Origin of the sequence: Burkholderia sp. IDO3 (assembly GCF_003366075.1) — a bacterium.
In the GTDB taxonomy this organism is placed as follows: domain Bacteria; phylum Pseudomonadota; class Gammaproteobacteria; order Burkholderiales; family Burkholderiaceae; genus Burkholderia; species Burkholderia anthina.
The window spans coordinates 1068514-1082885 of sequence record NZ_CP028962.1 but is presented as its reverse complement, the minus strand read 5'-3'; the positions used below and the strand labels follow the sequence as shown (position 1 = coordinate 1082885).

The following is a 14372-nucleotide window of genomic DNA, read 5'->3' as shown; positions in this document are numbered from 1 at the left end:
CTGGGTAGATTTTTATGGAGGCAGGCGGGCAAGCGCGCCCCTGGCGCGCCCAACCGAAAGACGATCTCAGCCGACCAGCTTGTTGTTGAGCCACGGCTGCTTCGCGAGCCGCTCCGCTTCGAACTGACGAATCTTGTCGGCGTGACGCAGCGTCAGGCCGATGTCGTCGAAGCCGTTCAGCAAGCAGTACTTGCGGAACGCGGTGATGTCGAACGGATACTCGCGGCCGTCGCCCGTGCGCACGCTCTGCGCGTCGAGATCGATCGTCACCTCGAAGCCGTTGAACGCGACCGTTTCATTGAACAGGTGATCGACCTGCTGCTCGGTCAGCACGATCGGCAGCAGCCCGTTCTTGTAGCAGTTGTTGAAGAAGATGTCCGCGAAGCTCGGCGCGATGATCGCGCGGAAACCGTACTGCTGCAGCGCCCACGGTGCGTGCTCGCGCGAGCTGCCGCAGCCGAAGTTCTTGCGTGCGAGCAGCACCGATGCGCCCTGGTAGCGCGGCTGGTTCAGCACGAAGTCCGGGTTCAGCGGGCGCGTCGAGTTGTCCTGGCCCGGCTCGCCGTGGTCGAGGTAGCGCCATTCGTCGAACGCGTTCGGACCGAAGCCCGTGCGCTTGATCGACTTCAGGAACTGCTTCGGGATGATCGCGTCGGTGTCGACGTTCTCGCGATCGAGCGGCGCCACGACGCCGGTATGTACAGTGAATTTTTCCATGATCCGTCTATCCGGTTGAAGGGCCGGCAATCAGCCGGCGCACATCGACAAATTCTCGGCGGGCATCAGTCCGCGGCGCGCTGGAGCGCGTTGCCGGCGGCATTGACGTCGTCGCCGAAGCCTCGGACGGTATTGCAGCCGGCCAGGCCGAAGCCCAGCCCCGCGAGCGCCAGCGCGGCAACCAGCCGCGCGATGACCTTCGATGCCGTCACGCGTTACCCCAGCTTGCGAATATCGACGAAGTGGCCTTCGATCGCCGCTGCCGCCGCCATCGCGGGGCTCACGAGGTGCGTACGGCCGCCCGCGCCCTGCCGGCCTTCGAAGTTGCGGTTCGACGTCGACGCGCAGCGCTCGCCCGGATCGAGCCGGTCGGCGTTCATCGCGAGGCACATCGAGCAGCCCGGCTCGCGCCATTCGAAGCCGGCGTCGGTGAACACCTTGTCGAGCCCTTCGCGCTCGGCCTGCGCCTTCACGAGGCCCGAGCCCGGCACGACCATCGCGAGGCGCACGTTCGACGCGACGCGACGGTTCAGCTTCTTCACGACGTACGCGGCCGCGCGGATATCCTCGATGCGCGCGTTCGTGCACGAACCGATGAAGATCTTGTCGACCTTGATCGACTCGATCGGCGTGTTCGGCTCGAGCGCCATGTAGGCCAGCGCGCGCTCCATCGCGTCGCGCTTGACCGGATCCTTCTCGCGCTCCGGGTCCGGCACGCGACCGTCGATCGACGTGACCATTTCCGGCGACGTGCCCCACGTGACCTGCGGGACGATCTCGGCGGCGTTCAGCTCGACGACGCGGTCGAACTGCGCGCCTTCGTCGGACTTGAACTCGCGCCAGTATTCGACGGCCTGGTTCCATTCCGCGCCGGTCGGCACGAACGGACGGCCCTTCAGGTAGTCGATCGTCGTATCGTCGACGGCGACCATGCCCGCGCGCGCGCCGGCTTCGATCGCCATGTTGCAGACGGTCATCCGGCCTTCCATCGTCAGCGCGCGGATCGTCGAGCCGCCGAATTCGATCGCGTAGCCCGTGCCGCCTGCCGTGCCGATCTTGCCGATGATCGCGAGCACGATGTCCTTCGCGGTACAGCCGCGCGGCAGCGTGCCCTCGACCTTCACGAGCATGTTCTTGCTCTTTTTCTGCAGCAGCGTTTGCGTCGCGAGCACGTGCTCGACTTCCGACGTGCCGATGCCGTGCGCGAGCGCGCCGAACGCGCCGTGCGTCGACGTGTGCGAATCGCCGCACACGATCGTCATGCCCGGCAGCGTCGCGCCCTGCTCCGGCCCGATGATGTGCACGATGCCCTGGCGCACGTCGTTCATCTTGAACTGCGTGATGCCGAACGCATCGCAGTTCGCATCCAGCGTGTCGACCTGCAGCTTCGAGACGGGATCGGCGATGCCGTGGCTGCGATCGGTGGTCGGGACGTTGTGGTCCGACACGGCCAGGTTCGCGCTGATGCGCCACACCGGACGGTGCGCGACGTTCAGCCCTTCGAATGCCTGCGGGCTCGTGACTTCGTGCAGCAGTTGACGGTCGATATAGAGCAATGCCGTGCCGTCGTCCTCGGTGTGGACGACGTGGGTGTTCCACAGTTTGTCGTAGAGAGTCTGTGCCATGGGTATGCGGGGTCGTTGTGACTACAAGCCTTACTGGTGCGATCGATTATGCCACGCAGAATGGGCCACGGCGTAGCGCGAACGAGAAAAAACCCATTAAAAACAGTGGTTTGGCTGGTAGTGCCAATACCTGTATCGGCATTACCAGCCAAATTGGGGCATCAGCCGTTCGGGTATTCGCGGCTGATCAGGTCGAGCCGCAGCATGCCCAGCTGTACGCCCGCGCTGCTCAGCAGGTAGAGATCGCGACGACGCAATGCGGGCATCTGCGCGGAGGCGTCGTAGCGCACCGGCAGCGTCAGCCCGGCCGGCACCGCCGCCTGCAGCCCCGCGGCCGTCGACACGCGCACGGCCAGCGACGCCTGGTCCAGGTGCGTGACGATGCCGACCTTGCCGAGCGCCGCGGCCGAGCCGGCCTGCCGGACGATCGCGGCGGCGACGCCGTCGGGCGTCGGGATCGGGTTGCCGGCGGCCACGGCCGGCGTCGCGATCGACGTCACGCCGGCCGTCAGCCCGTATTTCGAGGCGAGCACGCCCGCGACTTCCTGCTGCGCGTAAATCGGCGCCGCGGCCTTCTGCCGAAGCAGGAACACCGCATCGGCAATCGACTCGTTCACCGGGCCCGGTACGGGTGCCGCGCCGGACGCGCCCGCGCGATTGCCGAAGCTGAACGCGGCGATCGTGTCGATGCCTGCAGGGTCAAGGGTCGGCGGCGTCCATGAGAAAAACGTGTCGAGCAGGTAGCCGGTCTCGTCGGTGGCCACCGTGGAATCGTTCAGTTCGTTCGTCAGCTTGCCGAGCATCTGGCGCCGAAGCTCGGCATCGGACACGGGCGCATCGCCCGCGCGCGCGGGCACCGCGGCGGCACACGATACGGCAAGCAACGAAGAGGAAGTCAGGAAATGGCGGCGGGTCGTCATGGTCATCGGAGTCGAATGGAAAGCGGAAGGCATCAGCCCTTCGGAAACGCCTGCATCGTCGCGGCGATCGCGCGGGTCAGCATCTGCGCATACATGTCGTGCACGAGGTAGAGGCTGCGGTTGCGCGTCCACGGCTGGCCCGATTGCGGGTCGTACACGGTCGGGAGCGACACCTCGGCGACGGCAGCCGCCGTCATGCCCGCCTGCTGCGAGGTCTGGATGCAGCGCTTCGCATGATCGCGATGGCCGACCACCGCCACGGTGCCCATCGCGGCCGCGCCGCCCGCGCGCGTGACGGCCTCGGCCGCAACGCCGGCCGTGCTCAGATACACGATCGTGCCGTCGCTCGCGATCACCGGCTCGACCGACGACAGCACGTCGCTGCCCATCCCGTACTTCGACACGAGAAAGCGCGCGATTTCCCACTGCGCGTAGACCTTGACGGGTTTCAACTGGCGGATCCGGTACACGGCGTCCGCCAGCGCTTCGTTGACGGGCCCCGGATCGGGCAGCGCGGACTGGTTGCCTCCCGTGCTCGACGTGTTGCCACTCGCCGCGTTCGGGCGATTGCCGAAGCTGTACGCAACGATCGCGCCGATCTGCGCGGCCGGCACCGTCGGCAGATCCCACGTGAAGCCGACATCGGTCAGCGCCGGCACGATCGCGTCGACGGTCGCCGCATCGCCGAGCTGCGCGTTCAACTTCGCGGACATCTGCGCGGCCAGCGCCGCATCGGTGATCGGCGCCGATACGACATCGTCGCCACCGCATGCGCTCAACAGCGGCGCTGCTGCAACGGCCGGCACGGCAGCCAGGAATTTTCTGCGTGTAGCAGTCGACGGATTCAATTTCATCAGAAATACGAAATGATGCGAAGCGCGCCGTCTGCATGCCACGGCGTCGCACATCGCGGGTTCACGGGAAATGACAATCGGGCGAGTCGCGCGGTTCGGCGAGGGGCGGCAGGATCGAAGCGCGAGCCTCGACGCGACGCTCCGTCGATTGACGATGCGCGATCGTAGTAGGCGTTTATTAAATCGTGGTGAACCTGCCGAACGAATGCGGACGTTCATCGCACCGTTTCACCGGTGGACACGTTCGTTTCATCGGCGGCGAGCGCGGACGGTCGCCGTTTCATCGATGGTGCGCAACGTGATGCGCATGCGGCGTCGCACGCGGCGGGCCAATCGTCGTGTTTCGCGCTACGATGGTGCGATCCGCATGCCCACGTTCCCACGATCTGGACCCGGAGCCTACGACGATGAAGCTCGGCATCGACGCATCGCTCGCGCGCCTCGACGATGAAGGCACGCTGTTCACCACGCTGTTTCGCCATGGCACGCTCGACGTCGAGTTGTACCGGCCGCGCGGCGAGGACCGGCAGACGCCGCATACGCGCGACGAGGTCTACGTGATCGCCGCCGGCACGTCGCGGTTCGTGCTCGACGGACGCGAATGCGGGGTCGCGGCCGGCGACGTGCTGTTCGTGCCCGCCTTCGCCGCGCACCGTTTCGTCGGCTTCTCCGACGACTTCTCGACCTGGGTGTTCTTCTACGGCCCCGAAGGCGGCGAGCGCGACGAGCGCGGCGCATGAGACGCGGCTTGCACCGCACTGTCCGTACGATCTCCTGGCAGGCTGCCGGTTCGCCGAAGCGCCAAGCGAGATTCGATCGGGCGGCGTCGTATTGCCGTTTCTCTTCGAGAGAAACGGCGAAAACCCTTAAGCCAAATCGGCAGGCAACGGACAGTTATTCGAAGTAAAACAGATCCCGTGCAACCGAGCGCCCGCTCACCCCAACTCAACCCCCACCTGTTTCATCGCCCCCCGCAATCCCAACCCCGGATACTTCCCCTCGATCACCCGCAAATCGCTTAACGCTTCCTGAATCAGCCAATCCCGCACATCGGCGACGATGGGCCTCGTGGGTTTGTTCTGCGGCGTCAGCAAGCAGCACCGCCTGCTGGACACAAGGAGTTCCTGCTCCGCAGGCACCAGCGTTCCTTGCGCGAGCCAGTGCGACGTAACGTTCAGCCAGCCTAAAGCAATCCCCTGCCCGAGCAGCGCCGCCTGCACGACAATCGCGTAATCGTTGAAGCTCAGCATCCCCGCGGCATGGCGATTGCGCGATGCAAACGCATGAAAGCGCTCATGCCATCCGCGCTCCTCATCGTCCATCATGATGACCGTGTCGCCGTCGACGCGATTGGTCTCGTCGTAACGCGCATCGCAAACGGGCAACAGCATTTCGGGCATGACCAAGACCGCGTGCTCGTCGATTTCTTCGTCATGCAGAAAACGCATGCCTAGATCGACATCGACCAGCGGGCCGCCAATCCGGCCGGATATCAGCTGAAACCGCAAATCCACCGAAGGAAACGCCTGATTCAACCGCTTCATGCGCGGCATCAACCAATGCGTGGTAAACCCTGTGGAGACTGACAGCGTAACGGTTTCAACACCGGTGGCACGCGCTTCGATTTCCCGTATCGCACTTTCGATTCCGCTGAAGCCCTCCGAAATCTTGCGATAAAGAATCTTCCCGTTCTCCGTTAATTCGATTCCTCCGCGCACGCGATCGAACAAGCGCACGCCGAGATGCTCCTCCATGCGCGCGAGCATGCGGCTCACCGCAGGCTGGCTCACGTAAAGCTCCTGCGCCGCGCGCGTGAAATTACCGCAGCGCGCGGCGGCTTCGAAGACGAACAGCGCGTTGGCGCTCGGGAGTTTCTTGCGAAGGTTTGGCATGACTTCATGTTATGCCCGATCCAACAATTTTGGAATTGCTGTCAATAAAGTTGCGACTTAGTATTTTCCTCAACCACGGCTTGTCATATGGAATGAATGTCATGGACGCACGCGCAAAAACGGGAGTGTCAATCCGGTCGGCCACCAAGCGCTACGACGCAGTGACGGCGCTGGACGACGTATCGCTCGATATCGCGCCGGGCGAGTTCGTGTCGCTGCTCGGACCGTCGGGTTCAGGCAAGACCACGCTGCTCGGCATTCTCGGCGGCTTCGTGCAGCCGAGTTCCGGCAGCGTCTGGGTCGGTGAGCGGGACATTACATTTGCGCCGCCGCACAAACGCAATATCGGCATCGTGTTTCAGAACTACGCGCTGTTTCCGCATATGACCGTTGGCGAGAACGTCGCGTTTTCGCTGCGTGCGCGGCGTGAACCGAAATCGACCTGGCCCAAACGCGTCGCCGATGCGCTCGCCATGGTCGAACTCAAAGGCTACGAAGATCGCGGCATCCATCAGTTGTCAGGCGGACAGAAGCAGCGCGTCGCGCTGGCGCGCGCGATGGTCTTCCAGCCGCAACTGATCCTGATGGACGAACCGCTCTCCGCGCTCGACAAACAACTGCGCGAGACCATGCAGATCGAATTGCGCAGGCTGCATCGGCAACTGGGCGCGACGATCGTGAACGTGACGCACGATCAGCGAGAAGCGCTCACCATGAGCGACCGCGTCGCCGTGCTGAAGGACGGCAAGCTCGTGCAGATCGACACCCCCGAGCGCCTCTACGACCGCCCGTGCGATGCCTTCGTCGCGAGTTTCATCGGCGAAGCGACGTTGCTCGACGTGACCCGCGCCGGCGACGATGCCGTGCGTCTCGGCGACACGGTGCTTCGCACCGCGCATCCTCTGCCACGCGGCGAAAAACTGCTGCTCGCCGTGCAAACCGAAAAGCTCGTCATCGATGCCGACAATCGGCACGCGGACTCGAATCGCCTGAATTGCCGCGTGACCGAAATCCTGTACCAGGGCGAAAGCCTGCGCGTGTTCGCCGAACTCGCCGACGGCACGGCCATCAGCCTTCGACAACCCGGTAGCCATGAAGCACGGCGTCGCATTCCGGAACCGGGCGCATCCATGACGGTGGCGCTCGATCCGCAGGACACCATCGTCGTTCCAGCCTGACTCTCTCTCACGCGTGCAAACGCAACTGCAAAGGATGAAGCAATGAATCTCCTCGATTTCAAGGTCCTGACGTTCGATGTCGTCGGCACGCTGATCAACTTCGAAAAGGGCGTGCTCGATTCCGTGCACCGTCTCGGCGGCGCAAAGGCGCAGGACCTGGCCGACGACCAGATTTTCGGACCGTACATGGATGGCCGCGCGAAATATCCCGGCCGCTCCAGCCACGCGATGGCCAACGTCTACCTGCATCTCGCCAGGGAACTGGGCCTGCCCGATGACGCGCAAACCGCCGCCGCCTTCCAGCGCGACGTGCTCGACTGGCCCGCATTCGAAGACTCGGTCGCTGCACTGAAGCGTCTGCGCAAGCACTTCCGCCTCGTCGCCATGACCAACGCCGACCGCGTCGCGTTGTCCGCGTATGCGCACACGCTCGGCAATCCGTTCGATGACACCGTCTGCTGCGACGAAACCGGCGTCCCCAAGCCCGATCCGCAATTCTTCGCGTACAACCGAGGACGTCAGGCCGCCTTCGGCTACAAGTTCGAGGAGATTCTGCACACGGCGCAGAGCCAGTATCACGATATCGGCGTGGCGACGAAGCTGGGTTATGCGACGTGCTGGATCGAACGTCGTCAGGGCCAGAAAGGTTTCGGTGCGACGCCCACACCCGAATCCGTGACAACGCCGACCTTCAGGTTCGCAACGCTCGCCGCGCTCGCGGATGCCGTCGAAGCCGAAGTCCGCGCAGCCGCATAAGGCGAGGCCGAAGCCCATGCGCGCCCCGACGACACCGCCACGCCCGCACGCCGATTCGCTCTGGCGTGCGCTCGCCGCACCCGCCGATCCGCGAGCGCCGCTCGCCCGCGATCTCGATGTCGAGGTGGCGATCATCGGCGCGGGCTACTCGGGGCTGACCGCCGCGTACGCATTGCAGAAACGCGGCGTCGCGTGCGCGGTGCTGGATGCGAATCCGGTCGGCTGGGGCGCAAGCGGGCGCAACGGCGGCGTGGTGTCGTCGAAATTCCGGCCGTCGTTTCCGGCCATCGCCCATACCTTCGGTGTCGATGTCGCCGTGCGCATGCATCGGCTGGCGCATGACGGCGTGCGCGCGGTCGAAGCGCTGCTCGACGAATTCAAGCTCGACAAGGCGCGCTTCGAACATACCGGCAGCTTGCGGTGCGCGCATACGGATCGCGCGCTCGAATCGATCAAGGCGGAAGCCGACTGGGTGCGAACCACGCTCAACGACACGTCGATGAGCGTGCAATCGCGCGCGCAGATCGAGCACGAAACCGGATCGAAGGGCTTCGTCGGCGGCGTGCTGAGCGCGGACGCGGGCACCATTCTGCCGCTCGAATACGTACGCGGCCTGGCGGCCGGTATCGAATCGCGCGGCGTGCCGATCTACGAAAACACGCCGGTGACCGGCATGTCGCGCGCCGACGACAAGCGCGTCGTGCTGAAAGCGCCCGGCGGCACGGTGCGCGCGAAACAGGTGATCGTCGCGACTAACGCGTACTCGAACCTGACCGATGCGACATCGTCCTATCATCGCGAACTCGTCCCCTTCCGAAGCGCGATGATCGCAACGGCGAAGCTATCGCCCGAGCTCGATGCGCAATTGATGGTCAATCGACGCAGCTACACCGAAACGCGCCGCATGATGAAGTGGTTCCGCAAGGTCGATGGCCGCATGCTCTTCGGCGGGCGCGACGCATTCGGCAAGGAAGGCGCGCCGACCGGTTTCGATGCGCTGCAACGCGCGATGATCGCGCTGTTCCCGATGCTCGTGGGCGTGCCGGTGGCGTATCGCTGGTCGGGCTATGTCGGCATGACCTTCAATGCGCTGCCGCACGTCGGCCGCAGCGACGACGCCACCGTGTTCTGTCTGGGCTACAACGGCGCGGGCGTGGCGATGGCCAGTCTGATCGGGCAGCACGCGGCGGCGCTCGCGCTGGGCGAAAAGCCCGAACTGGCGTTGCTTGCGCAGGATGGCTTGCGGCCCGTGCCGTTTCACGCGCTGCGCGCGCCGGGCGTCAGGCTCGTCGCTGCGTGGTATCAGTTTCTCGACGCCGTGGGTGCATGATGACGACAGCCAAACGGACTCAACGGATTTTTCAGGACCCGACCGCGATGCACGCAGTATCGACCGACCCTTCGGTACGCCACCAGCAACGCGAAGACCGCGCGATGCTGCTTCTGATGGCGCCCGCGCTGCTCGTGGTCGTGGTGCTGCTGGTGGTGCCGCTGGCGTGGCTTTCGTGGGAATCGATCTATCACGATGGCGGCTTCACACTCGCCAACTACAAGCGCGTGTTCACCGGCGCTTATCTCGATACGTTTCTGCTGACCTTCAAGCTCAGTCTGATCGTCACGGTAATCACGTTATTACTCGGTTATCCGGTGGCGTATTTCGCGGCATCGATCTCGCCGCGATGGAGCGCGCTGGTGCTCGGCATGGTGATGCTGCCGTTCTGGACCAGCGTGCTCGTGCGCACGTATGCGTGGCTCGTGCTGCTGCAACGGACCGGCCTTATCAACAAGGCCTTATTGAGCATGGGATTGATCGATCGGCCTTTGCAGCTTTCGTATAACCAGTTCGGCACCGTGATCGCGATGGTTCACATTCTGCTGCCGTTCATGGTCTTGCCGCTGTATTCGGCGATGCAGAAGATCCCCGCGAACCTGTCGCAGGCGGGCGCGAGTCTCGGCGGCTCGCCCGTGCATGTGTTCCTGCGCGTGTTCCTGCCTTTGTCGATGAGCGGCGTGCTTGCAGGCGTGACGCTCGTTTTCATCCTGTGCCTGGGCTTCTACATCACGCCGGAACTGATGGGCGGCGGCAAGTCGATGATGGTCTCCATGATCGTCAGCCGCAACGTCGAGATCTACAACAGCTGGGGCGCGGCGAGCGCCGTGAGCGTGGCCCTGCTGGTCTGCGTGTTTGCGATCTTCTATGCCGTGAGCCGCGTGATTCCGCTCGAAAAGACGCTGGGGGCAAAATGAACTCACTCTCGTTCGGACGCGTGACGCTGGGCGCATCGGTGATGCTGATTCTGGCGTTTCTGATGATCCCGGTGATCATCGTCGTGCCCTTGTCGTTCTCGGACGCGCGCTTTCTCACCTTCCCGCCGCCGGGGTATTCGCTGCGCTGGTATCACGCTTTCTTCGATAACCCCGCGTGGATCGAAGCCGCCAAGACGACGTTCGCCGCATCGACGTGTGCCGCGCTGATCGCGACGCCGCTCGGCATCATGGCGGCGTACGGCATTCAGTACGGCTCGCATCCGTGGCTCAAGTACTTGCGCACGATTCTCATGCTGCCGCTGATGGTGCCGATCATCATCGTCGCGGTGGGCGTGTTCTTCGTGTTCTCGCAGGCGGGTTATGTGAATACGCTGACGGGTCTGATCGTCGCGGATACCATGCTCGGTCTGCCGTACGTGCTGATTTCAGTCGGCGCGGATTTGCGCACCTTCGACCGCACGCAGGAGATGGTCGCGCGCAGCCTCGGCATGAATCGCTTTCGCGCGTTCATGGCGGTGACGCTGCCGCAGATCAAGGCGAGCGTGATTTCCGGCGCGGTGTTCGTCTTCATCCAGGCGCTCGATGAAACCGTCGTGGCGCTGTTCATTTCGGGCGGCCCGAATCAGACGCTGACGCGCCGCATGTTCGTCACCTTGCGCGATGAAATCGACCCGACCATCGCCGCGATCAGCACCATGCTGACCGCACTGACCTTGTGCCTGGTGATGTTCGTCGTTATCAGCCGCCGTTCCAATGCCGCGGCACGAGCCTGAGGATTACATGCGACATCTCCAGCAGTTTTATATCGATGGCGAATGGGTCGAGCCTTCGGGCAGCGAGCGTCTGCCGGTGATCGATCCGTCGACGGAAACGTCTTTGGGCGATGTCGCTTTAGGCGATGAACACGACGTGGATCGCGCGGTCGCGGCGGCGAAACGCGCGTTCGTCACATTCTCGCAAACGAGCGTGGCGGAGCGCGTCGCGTTGTTGCAAAGCGTGCTCGAAGCGTACCTGGCGCGCTACGACGAAATGGCCGATGTCATCATGCGCGAGATCGGCGCGCCGAAGAAACTCGCGCACGCGTGGCAGGCGGGATTGGGCCGTCGGCACCTCGAGGAAACGCTGTACGCCATCGAACATTTTCCGTGGCAGCGCAGGAAGGGCACGACTCTCATCAATCACGAACCGGTCGGCGTGGCGGCGCTCATTACGCCGTGGAACTGGCCGATCAATCAGATCGTCTGCAAGGTCGCGCCGGCGCTGGCCGCGGGTTGCGCGGTGGTGCTCAAGCCCAGCGAAGTCTCGCCGATGAACGCGATTCTCTTCGCCGAAATTCTCGAAGCAGCGGGCGTGCCTGCGGGCGTATTCAACCTCATCAACGGCGATGGCCCCACGGTCGGCGCCGCGCTGTGCGCGCATCCGGACGTGGACATGGTGTCGTTCACGGGATCGACACGCGCGGGCGTCGAGATTGCACGACTCGCGGCGCCAACGGTCAAGCGTGTGCATCAGGAACTGGGCGGTAAATCCGCCAACATTCTGCTCGACGATGTCGATTTCGAAGCGGCCGTAACGGCGGGCGTGAACGCGTGCTTCGGCAACAGCGGTCAGTCGTGCAATGCGCCGACGCGCATGCTGGTGCCCGCATCGCGGCACGATGAGGCGGTGGCGATTGCATCGCGCGCGGCGGGCGCGGTGCGCGTCGGCCGTGCTGACGATGCTTCGACGACGATGGGGCCGGTCGTCAGCGATGTTCAGTATCAGCGCGTGCAGCGGTTGATCGGCGTGGGTATCGACGAAGGGGCGAAGCTGGTGGCGGGTGGTCTGGATCGTCCCGATGGCTTGGATCGCGGCTATTACGTCAAGCCCACCATCTTCGCCAACGTGAATCCGTCGATGACCATCGCGCGTGAGGAAATCTTCGGGCCGGTGCTGGCGATCATGCCGTATCGCGATGAAGAAGAAGCTATCGCGATTGCCAACGATACGCCGTTTGGTCTGGCGGCCTATGTGCAATCGGCGAATCAGGAACGGGCGCGGCGCGTGGCCTTTCGGATGCGCGCGGGAAGCGTGTACGTGAATTATCCGGCGTGGGACCCGGGTTCGCCGTTTGGCGGGTACAAGCAGTCGGGAAATGGACGCGAATATGGTGAGTGGGGGTTGGAAGCGTTTCTGGAAGTGAAAGGGATTGTCGGGTTTGGGGCGTGATCTCGGGCCGCGGCTAATAGCCTTTACGACGCGACGGTGCAAAAGGAAGTGAGCGTACTCCGCGCACAATACCCACGGCGAGCAAACCCGATGCGCACTTGAAGCTGGCGTGGCGGCGCTACCCCGACCGGCGCATGGATTGCGGCGATCGCTATTCGCTTCATTGCCCCTGGTATCGGCTGGACGATCGTTCAGAGCGCACGGGAAATCCGAGTTCCGGCTTCAATCGCGGCCTCACTGCTTTCGGAGCCGGACCGCGAATCGCTCGCCAAACGGTAGCGCAACGCATCCGCCACCCGCTCCGCCATCATCACCGTCGGCACATTCGTATTCGCGCACGGAATCGACGGCATCAGCGATGCATCGCAGACATGCAGACCTTCGACGCCATACACCCCGCCGCGCGAATCGGTAACGGCGAGGGAATCGTCGGCGGCGCCCATGCGGCAGGTGCCGGACGGGTGCCACGTACCGCCGACCGAGCACGTGACGAACTGCGTCATCGCGGCATCGTCGGCAAGGAGTTCGTCGATGGTCACGCCTTGCGTCACCACGCCTTTGATCAGCGCGGCGCGCAACGGCCCGGCCATATCGAGCATGCCACTCAGCAAACCGCGCTGGATCGCGTTCCACGTGCCCGGAACGGCCACCGCCGCCACCCGCGGCGAATAGCTCGACGGGAAAACCACATCGCGCGAGCCTGCCATCAATGGCGAGGCCAGCGTCGCCGCGCCGAAGCGCAACGCCAGCTTCAAGCGCTCGAGATCGCGCGAATCAGAGAGCATCGCGAAATCGACGTTGGGTTCATCGGACGCGGAAGAAGACGCCAGCGTCACGCGCCCACGCGAATACGACTTGTTGACCCAAAAGAAAATCGTCCCCAGCCGATACCCCACCGAATGCCAGCCCGAACGGGACAAAATCGCGCCGTGCATATCGCCGGGAACCGTGTTCGGCAAGTGCGACGAGAAACGCACGATCGCCTGTTCGTGATGCTCGTCGGGGAACGGCGTGCGCGCGTCACGCGGCAAAAAAGCCGATACCGCGATCGACGGATGCTCCATCAGATTGCGTCCCACGCCCGCACGATCACATACGATGTCGATTCCATGCTTCGCCAGTTCATCGCCCGGACCGATACCGCTGCGCATCAACAGCGCCGGCGTATGAATCGCGCCCGACGATACGATCACGCAGCGCGCCCGCACTTCCTCGCGCGATCCATCGGCGCGCAGCACGCGCGCACCGACCGCGCGCTTGCCATCGAACAGCACGCGTTCGACGATTTCGCCAGTACGAATCGAAAGATTGCGACGGGCGCGAACCGTATCGTCGAGATAGCAAACCGAGGTGGGAATGCGCTCGCCTCCGGCGCTTACCGCAATCGAGCCGATAAACGCGCCGTCTTCCCACGGCCCGTTTTGATCGTCATGCAACGCGTGTCCGGTCTTGCCGAGCGTATGCAGCACCGAACGCACGAACGGCGAAATGCGCGACCATTCGGTGCGCTCGATACGCACGGGTCCATCGCTGCCATGTAATGGCCCGCTGAAATCGCAATCCGATTCGAGCTTGCGGAAATACGGCAGACACGACTGCCAGTTCCAGCCGGCGGCGCCCAGCGCTTCCCACTCGTCGTAATCGGCGGGCGCGCCGCGATTGGCCATCATCGCGTTGATCGCCGAGCCGCCGCCGAGCACGCGCGCCTGCTCGTAGCGACGCATCGGCGCGTGCCTCGAGACGCTCATGCGCGCCTTCAGCGTCTGCCAGATATGGTGCGTGTCGAGATACGCGCGGCCCGGATAGCGGCTGCGGATCGCATCGGGCATGGTCTGGGCGGAGATATTGCGCCCCGCTTCGACGATGCACACGTTCGCGCCCGCATCCTCAGAAAGGCGCGCGGCCAGCACGCATCCCGCCGAGCCGCCGCCCAGGATCAGATAGTCGATCACGA

Annotated in this window: 14 protein-coding genes; 7 read left to right on the top strand and 7 right to left on the bottom strand. The window is 64.1% G+C overall.

The window, feature by feature from the left end; all coding sequences use genetic code 11:
* Window positions 1-66 precede the first annotated feature (66 nt).
* From leuD to DCN14_RS05025, 5 genes are all read right to left on the bottom strand, one after another.
* A complete protein-coding gene (gene leuD, locus DCN14_RS05045; RefSeq protein ID WP_096503949.1) occupies window positions 67-717 on the bottom strand; it encodes a 3-isopropylmalate dehydratase small subunit in 651 nt (216 codons plus the stop codon).
* A gap of 65 nt (window positions 718-782) precedes the next feature.
* Complete coding sequence (locus DCN14_RS05040) at window positions 783-929, bottom strand: entericidin A/B family lipoprotein (protein ID WP_096503951.1); 147 nt, start codon at window positions 927-929, stop codon at window positions 783-785.
* Window positions 930-932: 3 nt separating this feature from the next.
* Complete coding sequence (leuC, locus tag DCN14_RS05035; RefSeq protein ID WP_096503953.1) at window positions 933-2342, bottom strand: 3-isopropylmalate dehydratase large subunit; 1410 nt, start codon at window positions 2340-2342, stop codon at window positions 933-935.
* 161 nt (window positions 2343-2503) lie between these two features.
* Window positions 2504-3262 carry a Tat pathway signal protein gene (locus DCN14_RS05030; protein ID WP_096504139.1) on the bottom strand — a complete coding sequence of 253 codons (759 nt, stop codon included), beginning with the start codon at window positions 3260-3262 and terminating at the stop codon, window positions 2504-2506.
* Window positions 3263-3294: 32 nt separating this feature from the next.
* Complete coding sequence (locus DCN14_RS05025) at window positions 3295-4116, bottom strand: hypothetical protein (protein WP_096504141.1); 822 nt, start codon at window positions 4114-4116, stop codon at window positions 3295-3297.
* A 407-nt stretch (window positions 4117-4523) separates the two neighbouring features.
* Here DCN14_RS05025 and DCN14_RS05020 point away from each other — a divergent pair, with 407 nt between their 5' ends.
* Window positions 4524-4856 (top strand): cupin domain-containing protein, encoded by a 333-nt coding sequence (locus DCN14_RS05020; protein ID WP_096503955.1) that lies wholly within the window; start codon window positions 4524-4526, stop codon window positions 4854-4856.
* Window positions 4857-5051: 195 nt separating this feature from the next.
* Here the strand turns inward: DCN14_RS05020 and DCN14_RS05015 are convergent, their stop codons facing one another.
* The gene (locus DCN14_RS05015) at window positions 5052-6008 is read right to left on the bottom strand and encodes a LysR family transcriptional regulator (protein ID WP_096503957.1); all 957 of its coding nucleotides are present in this window, start codon (window positions 6006-6008) and stop codon (window positions 5052-5054) included.
* Window positions 6009-6109: 101 nt separating this feature from the next.
* Between DCN14_RS05015 and DCN14_RS05010 the strand changes: the two genes are divergently transcribed.
* From DCN14_RS05010 to DCN14_RS04985, 6 genes are read left to right on the top strand one after another with little or no spacing between them, the layout of a single operon-like run.
* Window positions 6110-7186 carry an ABC transporter ATP-binding protein gene (locus tag DCN14_RS05010; protein ID WP_096503959.1) on the top strand — a complete coding sequence of 359 codons (1077 nt, stop codon included), beginning with the start codon at window positions 6110-6112 and terminating at the stop codon, window positions 7184-7186.
* A 42-nt stretch (window positions 7187-7228) separates the two neighbouring features.
* Complete coding sequence (locus DCN14_RS05005; protein WP_096503961.1) at window positions 7229-7942, top strand: HAD-IA family hydrolase; 714 nt, start codon at window positions 7229-7231, stop codon at window positions 7940-7942.
* A gap of 16 nt (window positions 7943-7958) precedes the next feature.
* Window positions 7959-9272, top strand: coding sequence for an FAD-binding oxidoreductase (locus DCN14_RS05000; protein ID WP_096504143.1), 1314 nt, complete (start codon window positions 7959-7961; stop codon window positions 9270-9272).
* A gap of 47 nt (window positions 9273-9319) precedes the next feature.
* Complete coding sequence (locus DCN14_RS04995; protein ID WP_172441896.1) at window positions 9320-10189, top strand: ABC transporter permease; 870 nt, start codon at window positions 9320-9322, stop codon at window positions 10187-10189.
* Window positions 10186-10983, top strand: a complete 798-nt coding sequence (locus DCN14_RS04990) for an ABC transporter permease (RefSeq protein ID WP_096503965.1) — start codon at window positions 10186-10188, stop codon at window positions 10981-10983. The genes DCN14_RS04995 and DCN14_RS04990 overlap by 4 nt, the downstream gene beginning before the upstream one ends.
* 7 nt (window positions 10984-10990) lie before the next feature.
* Complete coding sequence (locus DCN14_RS04985; protein WP_096503967.1) at window positions 10991-12418, top strand: aldehyde dehydrogenase family protein; 1428 nt, start codon at window positions 10991-10993, stop codon at window positions 12416-12418.
* Between the two features lie 191 nt (window positions 12419-12609).
* On the opposite strand, the gene DCN14_RS04980 is transcribed toward DCN14_RS04985, so the two are convergent.
* Window positions 12610-14370 (bottom strand): GMC family oxidoreductase N-terminal domain-containing protein, encoded by a 1761-nt coding sequence (locus tag DCN14_RS04980; RefSeq protein WP_096503969.1) that lies wholly within the window; start codon window positions 14368-14370, stop codon window positions 12610-12612.
* Between the last annotated feature and the right edge of the window lie 2 nt (window positions 14371-14372).

Excerpts from the sequence above, each read along its gene's own strand:
- DCN14_RS05010 (WP_096503959.1), top strand. The coding sequence starts at position 6,110 with ATGGACGCACGCGCAAAAACGGGAGTGTCAATCCGGTCGGCCACCAAG.
- DCN14_RS05030 (WP_096504139.1), bottom strand. The coding sequence starts at position 3,262 with ATGACGACCCGCCGCCATTTCCTGACTTCCTCTTCGTTGCTTGCCGTA.
- DCN14_RS05005 (WP_096503961.1), top strand. The coding sequence starts at position 7,229 with ATGAATCTCCTCGATTTCAAGGTCCTGACGTTCGATGTCGTCGGCACG.
- DCN14_RS05000 (WP_096504143.1), top strand. The coding sequence starts at position 7,959 with ATGCGCGCCCCGACGACACCGCCACGCCCGCACGCCGATTCGCTCTGG.
- DCN14_RS05020 (WP_096503955.1), top strand. The coding sequence starts at position 4,524 with ATGAAGCTCGGCATCGACGCATCGCTCGCGCGCCTCGACGATGAAGGC.
- DCN14_RS04990 (WP_096503965.1), top strand. The coding sequence starts at position 10,186 with ATGAACTCACTCTCGTTCGGACGCGTGACGCTGGGCGCATCGGTGATG.
- leuC (WP_096503953.1), bottom strand. The coding sequence starts at position 2,342 with ATGGCACAGACTCTCTACGACAAACTGTGGAACACCCACGTCGTCCAC.
- DCN14_RS05015 (WP_096503957.1), bottom strand. The coding sequence starts at position 6,008 with ATGCCAAACCTTCGCAAGAAACTCCCGAGCGCCAACGCGCTGTTCGTC.
- DCN14_RS05025 (WP_096504141.1), bottom strand. The coding sequence starts at position 4,116 with ATGAAATTGAATCCGTCGACTGCTACACGCAGAAAATTCCTGGCTGCC.
- leuD (WP_096503949.1), bottom strand. The coding sequence starts at position 717 with ATGGAAAAATTCACTGTACATACCGGCGTCGTGGCGCCGCTCGATCGC.
- DCN14_RS04995 (WP_172441896.1), top strand. The coding sequence starts at position 9,320 with ATGCACGCAGTATCGACCGACCCTTCGGTACGCCACCAGCAACGCGAA.
- DCN14_RS04985 (WP_096503967.1), top strand. The coding sequence starts at position 10,991 with ATGCGACATCTCCAGCAGTTTTATATCGATGGCGAATGGGTCGAGCCT.